14 protein-coding genes and 1 riboswitch are annotated in these 15,629 nt (G+C 50.2%); all 14 genes read right to left on the minus strand.

What is annotated here, in order from left to right:
• Positions 1-12 precede the first annotated feature (12 nt).
• Positions 13-1,125: a cobalt-precorrin 5A hydrolase gene (locus DXC51_RS04915; RefSeq protein WP_117543974.1), complete on the minus strand. Its 1,113-nt coding sequence runs from the start codon at positions 1,123-1,125 to the stop codon at positions 13-15.
• Positions 1,125-1,898: a precorrin-4 C(11)-methyltransferase gene (gene cobM, locus DXC51_RS04920; RefSeq protein ID WP_117543975.1), complete on the minus strand. Its 774-nt coding sequence runs from the start codon at positions 1,896-1,898 to the stop codon at positions 1,125-1,127. Before cobM ends, DXC51_RS04915 begins: the two co-directional genes overlap by 1 nt.
• Positions 1,899-1,948: 50 nt before the next feature.
• Positions 1,949-3,097: a cobalt-precorrin-5B (C(1))-methyltransferase CbiD gene (gene cbiD, locus DXC51_RS04925; RefSeq protein ID WP_117543976.1), complete on the minus strand. Its 1,149-nt coding sequence runs from the start codon at positions 3,095-3,097 to the stop codon at positions 1,949-1,951.
• 20 nt (positions 3,098-3,117) lie between these two features.
• A complete protein-coding gene (gene cobI / locus DXC51_RS04930) occupies positions 3,118-4,599 on the minus strand; it encodes a precorrin-2 C(20)-methyltransferase (protein ID WP_117543977.1) in 1,482 nt (493 codons plus the stop codon).
• Positions 4,600-4,800: 201 nt separating this feature from the next.
• Positions 4,801-5,037, minus strand: a riboswitch (cobalamin riboswitch).
• Positions 5,038-5,221: 184 nt separating this feature from the next.
• Positions 5,222-6,262, minus strand: a complete 1,041-nt coding sequence (locus DXC51_RS04935) for a MupG family TIM beta-alpha barrel fold protein (protein ID WP_117544030.1) — start codon at positions 6,260-6,262, stop codon at positions 5,222-5,224.
• A gap of 44 nt (positions 6,263-6,306) precedes the next feature.
• Positions 6,307-7,752, minus strand: a complete 1,446-nt coding sequence (locus DXC51_RS04940) for a PTS transporter subunit EIIC (protein ID WP_117543978.1) — start codon at positions 7,750-7,752, stop codon at positions 6,307-6,309.
• 28 nt (positions 7,753-7,780) lie between these two features.
• Positions 7,781-8,689 (minus strand): N-acetylmuramic acid 6-phosphate etherase, encoded by a 909-nt coding sequence (gene murQ, locus DXC51_RS04945; RefSeq protein WP_117544031.1) that lies wholly within the window; start codon positions 8,687-8,689, stop codon positions 7,781-7,783.
• Between the two features lie 135 nt (positions 8,690-8,824).
• Positions 8,825-9,064, minus strand: coding sequence for a hypothetical protein (locus DXC51_RS04950; RefSeq protein WP_117543979.1), 240 nt, complete (start codon positions 9,062-9,064; stop codon positions 8,825-8,827).
• A 292-nt stretch (positions 9,065-9,356) separates the two neighbouring features.
• Complete coding sequence (locus tag DXC51_RS04955) at positions 9,357-10,277, minus strand: tyrosine-type recombinase/integrase (protein ID WP_117543980.1); 921 nt, start codon at positions 10,275-10,277, stop codon at positions 9,357-9,359.
• A 246-nt stretch (positions 10,278-10,523) separates the two neighbouring features.
• Positions 10,524-11,183 (minus strand): DUF2461 family protein, encoded by a 660-nt coding sequence (locus DXC51_RS04960; protein ID WP_117543981.1) that lies wholly within the window; start codon positions 11,181-11,183, stop codon positions 10,524-10,526.
• A gap of 183 nt (positions 11,184-11,366) precedes the next feature.
• Positions 11,367-11,561: a hypothetical protein gene (locus tag DXC51_RS04965; RefSeq protein ID WP_117543982.1), complete on the minus strand. Its 195-nt coding sequence runs from the start codon at positions 11,559-11,561 to the stop codon at positions 11,367-11,369.
• Positions 11,562-11,571: 10 nt separating this feature from the next.
• On the minus strand, positions 11,572-12,189 hold the full coding sequence (locus DXC51_RS04970; protein WP_021638628.1) for a helix-turn-helix domain-containing protein: 618 nt from the start codon (positions 12,187-12,189) through the stop codon (positions 11,572-11,574).
• A 251-nt stretch (positions 12,190-12,440) separates the two neighbouring features.
• Positions 12,441-13,703, minus strand: a complete 1,263-nt coding sequence (locus DXC51_RS04975) for an ATP-binding protein (protein WP_117543983.1) — start codon at positions 13,701-13,703, stop codon at positions 12,441-12,443.
• Between the two features lie 394 nt (positions 13,704-14,097).
• On the minus strand, positions 14,098-15,447 hold the full coding sequence (locus DXC51_RS04980; RefSeq protein ID WP_117543984.1) for a glycoside hydrolase family 30 protein: 1,350 nt from the start codon (positions 15,445-15,447) through the stop codon (positions 14,098-14,100).
• Positions 15,448-15,629: the final 182 nt, after the last annotated feature.

The following is a 15,629-nucleotide window of genomic DNA, read 5'->3' on the forward strand; positions in this document are numbered from 1 at the left end:
TTCCTCTCCTTTTCAGTTACCTTTGTCATTTCTGTAAAAACGGATAACCGGCATACGCTGCGCCGCCGCTATGGTAATGCCCCCGGCCGCCTGCCTGGGCACAAGGAGCCTTCCGCCGCCGCTTCCCAGCACCGCCGCCCGTTCACAGACATTATCCACGCCCACCGTTTTCCTGACGAACCCGGACGCTTCAAACTTCCCAGGAACGGCCTCCAGCTCCTGTGCGGTAAACGTAAGGAAGGGCGCCCTTTCCGCAAATGCCAGCTCCAGGATACCAGCCTCCTTTTCCTTCAGGCTGATGGAGGCGAAACGGGCAATCCGCCTTTTATCCAGATCGAATTTCTGAAATACCGTCTGCAGAAATTCTGAAAGTTCCGCCCCGCTCCTTCCCTTTCTGCAGCCGATACCCACTGTCAGATCTTTCGGGATCAGCCGGCAGGTAACCGGGAAGCGGACGGCCTGGGGCTGCGCTGCAATAATAATGCCGCATTCCGGCAGGCCGCTGTCACCTTTTTCCCCTTCTTCTACCAAACGGGGCCGCAGCAGGCCATCCCCACCCTTTTCACACGGCACAAGCAGCTCCGGAAGCTCGCCCTCCCAGGGCAGTTCACTGTAAAACCCCACCTTTTCCCCATGCAGAAGCCTGCCGGAGACTTCCTTTATCCGCTCCCGTTTTTCAATAAAAAGCCCGTTATCCCTGGCAAAAAGATCCACCGCAAATACGCCGTTTAAATCCGTTGCGGTGGTAATCACCGGCTCGGCGCCTGTGAGCAGGGCAACCTGCCGGCACCAGTCGTTACCGCCTCCCAGATGCCCGGACAGCAGGGAAACCACATGCACCGCATGTTCATCCATCACAAGCACCGCCGGATCCCGATCCTTTTCTTTCAGAAAAGGCGCTATGGCACGCACGGCGATTCCTGCGGCACCGATAAAGATAAGAAGCCCGCAGGAAGAAAACAGGGTTTCCGTCAGGCTGCGCACCTCCCGGAATGCCGTCTGTCCCTCCAGCGCGTATTTATAGAAGGAATAGCCTGTACAGGAGAGTTTTTTGCGCAGCAGGGCAGCCAGTTCCCTGTTTTTCAGGGCTCCCCTTGCCGTAAAGGAAATAATCGCCGCTTTCATTATGTATTCCCGTCCTCTCCCTCGCGCGCCTGCCTGAATTCCGTGGAAAAATCAGCGGCATACAGGCGGGAAAGCTCATAATCAGAACCCAGGACCTCTCCCACAACAATCAACGCCGTTTTCCGGACGCCGGCTGCTTCGGCAAGCTCCGGCAGCTGCTTCAATGTACCGCGCAGGATTTTTTCATCCTCCCAGGTCACCTTGTAGCAGACCGCGCATGGGGTATCCGGGGAAAGGCCGCCCGCCAGAAGCTCTTCCCTTACCTGCTTTAAAAGTCCGGTGCTCAGGAAAAGGACAAGAGTGCTTCCATGGGCTGCCAGGCTTCTCAGCCGCTCCCTCTCCGGCACCGGGGTACGTCCCTCCATCCGGGTGATGATCACCGTCTGAGAGACGCCGGGAAGCGTATACTCCGCCTGCAGGGAGGCCGCAGCGCCGCAAAAGCTGCTGACGCCGGGACAGACCTCAAAGGCTATACCGGCTTCCTCCAGCCGATCCATCTGCTCCCGGATGGCTCCATACAGGCTGGGATCCCCGGTGTGCAGGCGGACGATGGTTTTTCCTTCCCGTTCGCCCTGCACCATGACCTCCACCACTTCCTCCAGCGTCATGACGGCGCTGTTGTAAATCAGACAGCATGCAGGCGCCGCCTTCAGCAGCTGCGCATTCACCAGGGAGCCTGCGTAAATAATAATATCCGCCCGTTTCAGCAGTTCCTGCCCCCGGACTGTAATTAAATCCGGCGCTCCCGGACCTGCTCCCACAAAATATACCATATCCTTCTACCTCTCCATTGGTTTTCTCATCATTTTGTTCCCGGTTCCGTTTACTGCGGTTCCCATCCGTTTTCCTGCTGCAGCCGGGAAAGCAGGCTGTCCGCTCCGGGCGTTTTCCCCAGGATACCGAATTTATTGGAAAAAACCACCGCCTCTGTCTGTATGCTTCCGCCGGTGCGGTGTTCCAGATGGCCCGCTATTTTTTCCAGCAGGATCGCCATGGTTTCTTCAAAAGGGCCTTTTTCCCGGAGGATTTCCAGCGCCTCCTCCGTCGTATTGGAGCGCAGCAGCGCCGCTGCCGTCCCTGCTTCGCCCCCGGCCAGAATCGCACAGGAAGCAAGGGTTTCCAGACGGGCATCCGCCCAGCGGGAATGGGTGTTCATTACGCCGGCTCCCAGCTTCACCAGCTTGCCGATATGCCCTACCAGGAGAACGCTATCAAAACCGGTTTCCACTGCCTTATCCAGAGCTTCCCCGATATAATTGCTGCATTTCACGCTTTTTTCCTGATCCAGATGCAGCACTTCCTTCAGAAAATCCATTCCGTAGTTTCCCGGGGTGAGAATGATTTTTTTCCATCCCTGCGCCGCCCTCTGCTTCATTTCCACTTCAATGGTGTCAAGCAGCGCCGCCTCGCTCATAGGCTCCACAATCCCCGTGGTTCCCAGGATGGAAAGCCCGCCCTCAATTCCCAGCCTGGGGTTGAAGGTTCTGCCGGCAAGCCTCACGCCCTCCGGTATGGAAATCAGGACACGGATGCCGCCGGTATAGCCGTACTGCGCGCAGATATCCTCCACCGCCCGGGTTATCATCCGCCGCGGCACCGTGTTGATGGCGGCCTCCCCCACCGGCTGATCCAGCCCGGGGAGCGTGACTCTGCCCACGCCTGTGCCGCCTTCCAGCCGGAAACCATCCTCTGCTTTTTCCACGGAAGCGAAAATAAGGATCCCGTTGGTAATATCCGGATCGTCTCCGCTGTCCTTTCGTATGGCGCAGGATACCCGTTCCTTTTCCTGTAAAATTTCTTCCACATCCAGAAGAAGCTTCTGGCCGGACGGCGTCACAAGCTCCACGGTTTCCGTCCTTTGCCCGCCAAGCAGCATTTGCGCCGCCGCCTTTGCGGCCGCTGCCGCGCAGGATCCTGTAGTATAGCCGCATCTTAGCTTCTTCCTGTTTTTATATATATATTGTTCCAGCAATGCATTTCCCTTCTCCGTGCTCAGTTTGGCTCCGGACGGATAATAATCGTGGTAAAATAGCTGCTCTTTTCCTCCGCCGCTGCGGCAGAGGCCTGTACGAAGCGCTCTCCCGGCAGTCCGCAGTCGCTGGCAATCAGGGCGTCATTTACCAGCCCGTTTTCGTGCAGGTACTTCCGTATCTTTCCCAGCTTACCGCCGCTTTTCATAAGCACCTTGGTGCCCTGAAGGGGGAGATAGCTTTCCAAATCCCCGCATCCTGCCGGGATTACCATTAACGGCTGGGTGCCGGAAACCAGAGGTTTTCCGGTTTTCGCCGCAATGTCGCAGAAGGAGGGAACCCCTGCGCATACTCTCACCGGGAAACCCGCCTGCGCCGCTTTCCGGGCCACATAGGAAAAAGTGGAATAGATGGAAATATCCCCGATATTCAGCATTGCCACATTCAGCCCGTCCTTCAGGTACGCGGCAAGCTGTCCGGCAATTTTTTCATAATTATCTTCCAGCACCTGTCTGTCACGGGACATGGGGAAATCCGTATAAACGATCTGTTTTCCTGTTAAATCCGCCGCCTGCCTTGCAATGGAGAGCGCCAGGGTATTTTCCCCTTTGGTGCGGGGAACCGCCAGCACCGGGCATTCCTGTATGAGCCGGACGGCCTTCAGCGTAAGCAGCTCCGGATCCCCCGGCCCTACGCTCACTCCGTAAAGGACGCCCCGGCAGGCTTCCTCCAGCTGCTTCAAATGTCTTACATAAAGGCTCCTGATCTCCGGGTATTCCCCCATCCCTTTTACTATGCAGCGTACCTCAAAGCCTTTCCCCTCCAGGACGCTTTTCCAGCTGCCTTCCTGCGCGCCCGCCATATCCGTATGGGCATGGTCTCCTGCCACAAGCATCAGGGGTGTCAGCACCGCCCTTTTTAAACCGCTCTTTTCCAGCTGACTTGTCACGTCCTCCAGATCGGGCTTCGCTTCCACGGTTCCCAGGAATACATCCCCGCACTCCATCTGTGCCCACAGCTCCTGCAGCCTGGTATAAACCACATTATTTTCATGCTGGGAGCCATGTCCCATCAGGACCAGGGCTTCGCCCTCTTCTCTTGGAAAATGATTGGCATAAAAATCTGCAACTCTGTGCAGATCCTCCTCCGTATGCAATAGCGGCGCGCCGATGTCCATCCGTCGAAAGCTTCCGCGCAGGACCTCCGCCTGGGCGCACAGCTTTTCATACTCTTCTCCCGCCAGTAAATGGGTGGGCTGGATAAGAACCTCCTCAATCCCATCCGCCGCCAGTTCCCGCAGCGCGTCCTGCACATCCGGGATATGTACTCCCCGCTCTTCCCAGATCCGCATGATAACGGAACTGGTAAAGGCCCTTTTCACCGGCATTCCGGGAAAATTCTCCGCAAAATCCTCTTCCAGCGCCCCTATGGTCTGCCTGCAGCTGTCTTCATAGCTTGTGCCGAAGCTGACCGCCAAAATTCCTCTTTTTCTTATTTTCTCCAATGTCCTTCTCCATCCCCGTGAGCGACCGGAAGTTTCTTAAAAGCTGCTGTTAAGCGCTTACAGCCACGCAAAACAGCCATAAAAAAAGTACCGTTTTCTGCCGCCTCCACGCGCGCAAAAACCGGTACTAAAAAGCAGGCCTCTCATCCTTCTCAGATAAAAAAGCACTTCCTTTTGCACCCGGCCATCGCTCGTAACCGATGCATTCTTCATGAAGGGCAGGTCTTCTGGCTTCGGAGTCCTTACCGTATCTTTCCTTCCCGGTTTCCCAGTGGAGTTGCGTAACACCAAAATCCCCATGGATTTATGGATTACGGTTTCTGTAAGATACGGCTCGTCCGTTACAGCGGCGGGACCGCAGGGGAATTACACCCCTTTCCCTATTATCCCCGGAGCACGGCTGCTGCCGTCCGGGGCACCTCTTCATTTTCTCTTATTCCCGCCGGATGCCTGACATACAAAACTTCTGTCAGGCCGCCGCGGGGAAAATACCCGTGCTTCCAGGCATGCCGCATCGCGGCCGGGTATTTCACTGCATTACTTCGTATTATATACGACTGCCGCCCATGCCGCAATCCTTTCTTTAAACTTTTTTCTTGTACTTTTTACAACAGGGTACTGCTCAGATAAATTTTATGCCAAGCCCCTGTCTGATACAGGAAAGATACCGCAAATGCTCCGGCGCCACCTGTCCGATGATATTCAGCCGCTCATCTGCGGGCAAATCCACGCGGGCCGCCTCCAGCTCTCCCATATACCGCCGGTATTTTTCATTGGAAAGGCTGATGCTGCCGGCGGGCCGTTCACAGATTCCTTCCGGCAGTATATGCTGTCTGTACTGCCTGGATTCCTGGGAACGGAACACCAGATCACTGGAATCCGGCCGGTCGTGGTGAATGATGTTTCGGACAAAAGAATATTCCGGACGTATTTTTGCCCGCAGCCGCACATAATTTTGACTCAGCGCAGCTATATCCTCCCAGTCTTTTTCCCAGACATCCACATCTCCTATGAGAACCGTACCACACATCCCTTCATAGAAAAGCTCCAGCATATTTAAAAGCACCTCGTCCCGCCGCCCCCGATGCTCCTCCACCGTAGGAAGCCCTTCCTGAAGCGGCCCCCGCAGCTCCTTATTCCCGGGCACAAAGCCCATGGTGTCAAAACCGAGACAGCGCAGCCGCCGGTTTATTTCCCGTACGCTCTCCAGGGAAAGTGCGGTGAATTGCTTCGGATAAAAGTTATGACAGGCGGTAAAGCGGATAAAATCCGCCCCGGCCGCCTTCCATGCCCGGATGTCTTCCTCCGTAATGGTGGAAGCGTTAAATACCACATGAAATTTTTCCGCAATGCGGACCGTTTCCTGTGGTGAAAAGCCGTAATCCAGACGGACATGGGTAATCCCGGTATTTTCCAGCTCCTCTATCCTGGAAACGCCGAGCTTTTCCAGTGTTTCCGGCCCCACATCCACAATCAGCTGCAGGCCTCCCTCAAAACAGCACTTCAGCATGCGCCGGATATCCTTTTTGTATTCCACCCCGTTTTCCTCCGGGATATGGAGCGAAGTAAAGGCATATTTCACGCCGCAGGCCGACGCCTTACGGATTATTTCCTCATTTTTTGCCGCTCCGGTTGAAAAGTACAGCGAAATTCCTGTATTCATAATATTTCCCTTGCTCCAAATCTGTTCCCTGGCCGGGATTCCCATCAGTCTCCATATACTTCATTGATCCGGTCCTCATCCACGCCGAAAAAATAGGTCAGCAGAAAGCCGCCCGCATAAGCGATCGCGATGGATACCACAAAGCCCATCTGCTGCCCCGGCTGGACAATGAGAAGGCCGAACAGCCCGGATACTCCCTGGGAAATGGCGCCCAGATGGAACAGGGCCGCCGCCGCGCCGCCAAAGCCTGAACCAAGGCAGGCCGTCAGAAACGAACGGCCCAGCGGCAGGGTGACCGCATACATCATCGGCTCCCCGATTCCCAGAATTCCTACCGGGACAGAATCCCGGATGTAGCCCTTAAGCTTCTTGTTCTTCGTCCTTAAATACAGCGCAATGCCGGCGCCCACCTGACCGCCGCCCGCCATCATCAGAATGGGGAGCAGATAGTTGATTCCCTTCGTGGCGCCCTCCGGATCGTTGAGCAGCGCATGGATTGGCGTCAGCGCCTGATGCAGTCCCACGGACACAAGGGGAAGGAAGCCGGCGGAAAGGATATAACCGCCCACCACGCCCAGCTTTTCATATACGAAGGTAAGTACCGTGAAAATCCCGTTCGTCAGCATGGCGCCCACAGGCTGGATGATGAGAAGGACCGCAAGGCCGCCGATTATCAGCACTAGCAGCGGGCTGATAAAGGTATCGATGATATCCGGCATGATCCTGCGTATCTGTTTTTCCAGGAAAGCGAAGAAAACGCCTGCGATAAGCGCGGCCAGGAGTCCGCCCGCCGCCGGATTGAAAACAGCGTTGGTAAAGGGCAGCGTTATCTGTTTATCGTCAAAGGTGGCAAGAAGAGGCATTGCTGTATTGGCAATGGACATCGTGCCCGCAATTGCGCCCAGCACGCCGGAGCCGCCGAATTCCCTTGCCGCATTAAAGCCCACCAGTATGGGAAGGTAGGCAAACAGCGCCCAGCCCATGGTCCGGATGCACTCATACCACCACAGCCCGGACAGCGCGCCGTCCGTAGAGACATTGATAACATTGCAGATGCCGTTGATCAGGCCGGCGGCTATGATGCCGGGCAGCAGCGCCACAAAGATATTGGCAATCTTCTTTAAAAAACGCTGTACCGGTTTGTCATGCTTTGCCTTCTGTTTTTCTTTGTTTTCCCGGGTCAGATCCGACACGTTTTCCGTTTTTGCAGGCGCCGCGTCCGGATCCTCCGCCACGCCCTTGGCCAGTCCGGTCAGCTGGTAAAATTCTTCCAGCACCTTATTCACCTTCCCCGGCCCGAACACGATCTGCAGGGTATTGCTCTCCACAACTCCAAGAACGCCCTCCACCTTTTTGACGCCTGCCAGATCCACCCTGGACATATCCCGGATGCCCACGCGCAGCCTTGTCATGCACGCGGCATTGGAGGATATATTATCTTTGCCGCCCAGCTTTTCCAGCAGCTGTATGCTGATTTGTCTGTAATCCATTTGCCAGCCTCCTTTTCTCAGCTTTTACTCATTTTAAGGTACTCGTTTTAAGGGCTTCCCTGATTTTGCCGTGGGCAGCCTCCAGCTTACTGGCGGCTTCCGAAGCGCTGCAGTGAAGGAGAAGCATTGTGATCGCAGTTTTCACATGTCCCTTTGCCTGCTTCAGCGCTTCCTCCGCCTCTTCCCTTGTGCATCCTGTGGCCGTCATTGTGATGTTCTGCGCGCGCACCACCAGCTTTTCATTGCTCTGCTTCACATCCACCATCAGGTTTTCATAGGCTTTTCCCACGCCTACCATACTTCCGGTGGAAATCATATTCAGCACCATCTTCTGGCAGGTCCCCGCCTTCAGACGGGTGGAGCCGGTCAGGACCTCCGGGCCGGGCTGGGGCTCTATGGCAAGCCGGGCCTGTCTGCCCACCTCCGAACCTTTATTACAGGCGATACCTACGGTTTTGCAACCGACGGATGCTGCATATTTCAAGCCGTAGATCACATAGGGCGTCCTTCCGGAAGCTGCCAGCCCGATCACGATATCCTTGCTGGTAAGGCCCAGTTTTTTCAAATCCTCTTCACACAGCGTCCGGCTGTCCTCCGCACCTTCCACCGCTTTTATGAAAGCGCCTTCTCCGCCGGCTATCAGCCCCACCACCCGGGAGGGATCCACACCGAAGGTGGGCGGGCATTCCACCGCATCCAACACGCCCAGCCTTCCGCTGGTTCCGGCTCCCAGGTAGATAATCCTGCCGCCGGCCTCCAGGCTTTCCGTCGCCCATTGGATCGCCGTGGCTATTTCGGGCAGCACCTCTTTCACCGCCTTCACCACTTTTTCGTCTTCCTGGTTCATCGTGCGGGCTATTTCCAGCGGAGTCATTTCATCCAGCGTCATAGTATCCGGATTCCGGGACTCTGTTGTTAATTTTGACAGGTCAAGCATAAGCTTTACCTCCTTCTTTTTCATATCTTTATTAATATGCGTCCGACAAAACCGTTTCATACAAAATTTATAATTTCTGTTTAAGGTCTTTTCCATAAAAAAAAGAGCCTGGATTCAGACTCTTTTTTTATGGCTTCAGTACAGCTTCAAACATTGCAGGATACAGCGATAGACAGACTTCGCGGAATCGAATGGCCCGGCCCCTTTTCCCAGGATATACTCTGCCGCCTCTTCCCACTCTTCCAGGGTATAATCCTCTGCCTCCATTTCCTTCAGTGCATCGTAGATATCAGGCCAATAGGGTTTATAGTGCAGGTCTGATAAAAAAGTCAGCCCGGCTCTTTTTGACAAACTTTCCAGTAATGTTTTTCTCAATGTATGTCTCTCCCTCCGTTTATCTCTGATATCTGCGGCAGTGTAATCTGCCTCACTGCCCGTTGAACACTACATAATGATGATTATGTGGTAACAAACATAACTTAAAATAAAATACATATTAATTTTAGCATGTATAAATGAGAAATACAACTAAATGTAACGGCTGCGGTGAATAAATAAAAAAGCAGTCGTTATGGTAATTGACATTACAAAAAGGCCGGGGAATGATTTTTTTATCCGGCCTGGTTTACGTATCCATTTAGAGGGGAATATCCGTGCGGAATGTGCGTCAGTTTCTCCGTTTCCTGTTATTTACCACATAATCATCATTATGTGGTTTTTGTTTGCCCGCAAAAACGAGCCCCATCCGTTCGAGCTGCCGAACATGCTTCACACCGCTTTCCATGGTATAGATGCGCGTGGTGGCTACATTGGCATGTCCCAGCAGGTCCGCCAGTTTTGACAGGTCTTTTTCCATTTCATAATATACCTTTGCAAACAGGTGCCGCAGGTTATGGGGAAATACCTTGTCCGGCTCCACCTTTGCCCTTTCACAGAGGTACTTCATCTCTTTCCATATATTCGACCTATCCAGCGGCTTCCCGTTTTTTGTACAGAAAATCATTCCCTTCCCAATCCCCTGACTGCTGCAATAACGGCCAAGGACACGGACCAGCTCTGAAGGCAGCAGGACAATACGGGTTTTGCCCTTGCAGTCCACTGCCGCACGGCCCGTCTTCACTGCTTCCGCAGTAATATATTTCAGTTCGGATACCCGGATCCCTGTTGAACAGATGGTCTGCAGAAGGAGCGCCAGCCGGTGCCTGTGTTCTCTTTCCGCGGTTTCCACCAGCCGTAAATATTCGGTCCGTGTCAGTTCCTTCTCCGGCTTTGAAAAAATTTCCCTTTGTATTTTCAAAGGTTTTACCTTTAATTCAGGAAGCTGAAGCCAGTCAAAAAAGCCATTTACTGCAGCCAACATGGAATTTATGCTGGCCGGGCTGTGGGTGGCCTGCAGTTTTTCCTTCCATGCCAGAATATTTTCTTTTCTGACCAGCCCGCCGTCCATAAAAGCTGAAAACGCCCGGATATCGCGGATATACTTGCTGACGGTATTCCTGCTCTTTTCTTCCTTATATAAGTATGATTTGTACTCAGCTATCAGTTCCTCTGTAATTACGGCCGTCTCTTCCACATAATTTCTCTGCATCCATTGAACCTCCTTTTTCTATACATTTATTGTACCGAAATTTGAAAAATTCATGCAGAAAGATTACTGCGGCCATCTATACTGCCCTGACGGAAGATATGGCAAAGGATTTTTCAGAAAAGGATTTTGAAATCCCGAATTGCACCTGATAGAAATATGTGCCGCCTGTCGCACGTAAAAAGGAGAACGCTTCCAGGTTCCGTACCCGAAAACATTCTCCAATATAGGCCTTTTCCTATGATTAAATTACAGTGCTTCCTTTAGCATAAAATACACATCCTGCACACTATCAAATGCAGCTAACATACATTCAAGTATATCTCTCCCAAAAAACACATCGCTTAATTCATCTTCATGCACAAAAGAAATTCTCCTGCGCTCCAACCACTCCCGTAATATCACATCTTCTTCAGGATAACATGCTCTTTTATATTTTTCTCCCCGCACTCCCAGCAAACCAGACTCATTAAACTTTTCAATTACTCCTTTTGCATAATTCCTGTTATCCAATATATACTCCCTTATTTTTTCCATACCTTTTGCATCTGAATTATAGATATTCAACCCAAACTTATACCCTGTCAAAGATGCATCGAAAAAAAAGCCAGGTGCATTCTTTTTATTCACCTTGTCCAGCTTAAATCGTATGTAAAAATACTCCTTAACCGGAGCATCCCTGCAAAATCGTGCATCGTTATATGCAGAAGAGATACATTGTCTCTTATTACCCAGCAAATCCCCGTCTGCTTTACTGAAATATCGATACAGTTCAGAATACAATTCTTCCAGCGGATATTTCACGCCATCAAAGTATAGCATTTTATTTTCTTTATGCGTATTTTTACAATTATCTTTTCTGATTGCCTGATAATACCCTATTGTAGACTCATTAAATCCTTCAAACATTGTTCGTCTTCCTATTCGCCGATTATCTCTAATTCATCTGGTAATGCCCGCACAACAAGTGCACAGGTATTTGTTAATCTCACATTGTCCTTTAAGGGATATGCTAATTTACCTCTCGTCTCTCCTTCTTGACAATGTACATCTAATTTTGTATTTATTAACCCCAAGTTACCAGCTAAATTATTAGAGAAAAGAAGGCTCCCTGCACTCACACCGATTACCATTCCATTTCGGCAACACTTCTATTGCTCCTACATCTGTGGCGGCTGTCGGAATAAATAATGCCTTTACGTTTGCCATCTTTTTTCCTGTCATTTTCACAAAACACTCTTTAATCTCTTCTGTTTCCAACCCCGCTGATGTTAATATTACTCTCATGCCGGCTCTCCTATTCTGACCAATTCATTTCTCCATCGGAAATACCCATTTTGCGACATTCAGCACATACATTTTCTTTCTCAGATTGGTTACCGATCCGGTATTTTAATATTTTATCTTTGAATACGATATATTTCTCATTTCCGGCTTTGAAATCAACGAACCAATTTTGACCACCTTCCGTATCCGAAACCATAACTTTGGCCATTTGTTCCGGCAAATCCTGCTTATCACTGGTAAAAAAAAGAGCTGTCCAGTATTTCGGTTTTCCGCCTGTATTCCATAATTCAATCTTGTGGATATTTAAAAAATCAATAATATTCTCGTCGTTTACGCTTTCCTTTATCAATACGCCCTCATATATTTCCTTCTTTTTCCCTTGAACAGCATTGGTTCCGCAGCTATGCACCTCTTTAACCTCTCCTAATGTCAGCTCATCCTTTAATAACACATCCATAGAAACATGAAATATATTACCCAATAACAGTATTTTTTCAGTTTCCGGCAATGCTATATCCGCCTCCCATTTAGAAATAGACTGCCTGCTCACATTACAGATGGAAGCAAGTTCCTCCTGCGTCATAGCGTTTGCTTTTCTTAATTCCATAATCTTCTCTGCCAACTTCATCAGCAAACCTCCCTTTTTTAGTAATTATTTCCGCTGTCCTGAACTGTTACTGATTATTATACACAGAAGGTGTTTTACTTACCATCATTTTGAAAGTTCTTTTTCGCAACCATAAGTTGCCTGAATATAAAAGAGAGCCTGCATCCAGGCTCCCTGATTATGCCCACGCATTTTTCCACAGGCAGTTTTATAAATTTTTTATTGCAGGCGGAATCCGCCTGTACAAAATGTGCCCCATCTTCCAGCTCCGTCTAAATAATCCATGCCGGCACATACCAGTTTTTCCGATCAACAGGAATTAAATCAGGCGGCATACATACTACCGCGCCGGTGCCAACTTTTGTTTTCAGATGCGCTGTCCCTGAAAATACATCCTCCGAAGCAGCCTCCTCTTCTATCGGATTCAGAACAGAAAAATTCTTAACAGCATCCTTAGGTGCCGAGCCTTTCTTTATTTCCACCGGACTTACAATTCCATCCTGATAAATAATCAAATCAATTTCTTTCTTATTGCTGTCCCTGTAAAAATAGAGCGGCGGATTCTTTCCGGCATTTATATAACTTTTGTATATTTCAGACACCACCCAGGTTTCAAAAAACTGCCCGTCCATGGCACCGCGCTCCATAACCTCCGCACTGCTCCATCTTGTCAGATGGGAACATAATCCGGTATCCAGAAAATACATTCTCGGGGCCTTGATGACACGCTTCAGAGCATTATTGGAAAATGCAGGGATTAATGCAACCAGGCCGGAAGAAACCAATATGGACATCCACTGCTTCACTGTGGGCGCTGAAACTCCAACCTCGCCCGCCAAAGCTTCATAATTAACATTTGTTGCGGTACGCGCTGCGACAACTGTCATAAAATTAAGGAAACTCAATTCATCCGCAACCTGAGTCAGGTCTTTGATATCGCGGCTGATATATGTCTCCAGATAAGATTCATAATATTGTTCTTTATCAACATTTTCATTTTCATATAAGCGTGGCATAGCGCCTTTATAAATACGGGAAAATATCTGTATGATATTCATAGGCTCCGTATCACTCATACGATTCATCAGTTCCGGAATGTCAACCTGAAACGGTGCAAAATGTTTCCCGCGTATTTCACTGTTGCTAAGTCCCTGCATTTTTACAATCCCTGCCCTGCCGGCCAGAGACTCCGTCACTTTTTTCATCATATGAAAGGTCTGTGAACCGGTCAGCCAAAAATCTCCGCATGTTTTCTTCCTGTCCACATATCCCTTAATATAGTCCAATAATTCAGGCGCATACTGTACCTCATCTATTAATACGGGAGGGGCATACCTTTGCAGGAACATTTCAGGATCGCTCCTGGCAAATGCACGTATAGTCGGATTATCCAGGGAAACAATTTTTCTATTTGGATCCGCCAGCCGGGTTAACAGTGTCGTTTTTCCTACCTGCCTTGGCCCTGTTACAATTAATACGGGAAATGTTTCACTTATTTTTTTGATGGTTGGCTCTATGGTCCTTTCTATATACATAGCAGTCCTCCTACTTGTTTTGCGGAGCAAAATACGGTTTCTTTGCGTTCAGCGGATTTTCCTCCCCTAATTAGCATGTAAAAAAAATATTATCTTATGCAAATACAAAATCTTATTTTATATTTACATAAATATCGCATAAAGTCAACCACTGTATCAATATAAGCTCACCCTTTTGCCCTCTACAACAGTTTTACCGTATGGGGCTTGAAGTCAGCCTTTTTCACCGGACAACGCGGTGCCTGGAGCTAACGGAGGACGGACAGAATTACATCAGCGTTATCCCCGTCCTGCCGCCCATCGAAACCCGCATTGCCCTTTACTACTGTAAAGGGCATTCCCCGTCCCCATCGCAAAGCACTTCGTTTCCTGCGTGAGCATCTGTCAGGAAAAATCAGCCGCGCCCTCCGTCAATCACGAAAGTATTCATTGAATGGGCTTCTATCACCGCCGAGAAGGATTTTTCCTTACATAAGAAGGTAAATACCCTGTCCTGGTGCATGCTGTTCATTACCGTAACCACCAGCTGTCCGTCCGGATTTTCAAAAACCAGGGCATTTGCAGTCCAGTGCCCCTTTGTTTCCAGCAACCTGGCTCCCGGTTTGATAAAATGGGAAAAATGCTTCATCAGGTAAAATTCCGGCTGCAACGTCAGTTCGCCCGTATCCTCCGCCACCGTTGCCAGTGAATTCTGGGACCAGCCCCAGCTGGACACTCCGCCCTCCGGCAACGCCATGTTCCAATAGGTATACGCTTCCGCCCCGTGCCGGAAAAAATACCACATCAGGAAGTAAATATATTCCGCCTGCTCCCATTCATTTTTCCCGTCTCCGCACTCGCTTTCCGTCTGCATGATACGCATTTCCGGGAAACTCGCCTCGATCTGCTCCAGCTGATGCTTTCCGCCCCACTGCACGCCTACTCCGGTCAGATATTTTCTGGCCTCCTTATCGCTTAAGATCGTATTTGCAAACTGATCATAAAATTCTTCATAGGGTGCGCCGTAGCCCGGCCAGCGGAAATCCACAAAAGGACCGTTTATCGTCCCCAGCCAGATCTGGGTTCCCAGGCCGCTTTTTTCAAAGGCCGGCCCCAGATATCCTTTGATAAAATCTCTCATATCGCTGCCATGCCACAGGCAGGAGGGAAACTTCTGATCCGCCATGGGCTCATTCTGTACATGAACCATGGACACCGGGATACCCAGCTCCTTATAGGCCTCTACAAATTTCACAAAATACCTTGCATAGGCGTCCAGCACCTTCTCTTCCATGCGGATCCGTCCGTAATTATAGACCTTCTTCGTCTTCATCCAGGTGGGAGGACTCCAGGGAGAGGCAAAAAGCTCTAATTCGGGACAGTATTTCTGTGCTTCCCTGATATAGGGAACCGTATATTCCTTGTCCCGCTCCACATTGAAATCCTTCAGCTCATAATCCCCATCCGTCTCATCGCAGCTGTACCATTCCAGGCTGAAATCATTGGCCCCGATGGGAACCCTGCCCATATTAAAGGCGCAGCCCTCTTTTCCGTAAAGCTCCCTGATAAAATTCTCCCGTACCGAAGGCTCCGTTTTCAACAGAGCAGCCCAGCCCAGCTCATTAAAACAGCCGCCGAAACCCAGGATTTCCTGTTTCTTTCCCCCTGTCAGCTCCAGTGTGTCTTCGCCCGCAGTGATATTTCCTACTTTTCTGTTTTTCCAGTAATCCTTGTCCTTACTGACAATATGAAGTATACCGTCCATTTAAAATCCCCTTTTCCTTATTTTTATACTTTATTTTACTCTTTTTTGCTTCCTTTGACAAAAACTATTATTAAGGCGCATAATGGAACAATCAAAAGAAACAGCTTATCAGGTGTTGGAACTACCTTTACCATCAATTTTCTGATTCCTACAAAATTGTAGGCTGTGCGTCATCTCGCAGT

This window comes from Eisenbergiella massiliensis, from assembly GCF_003435485.1.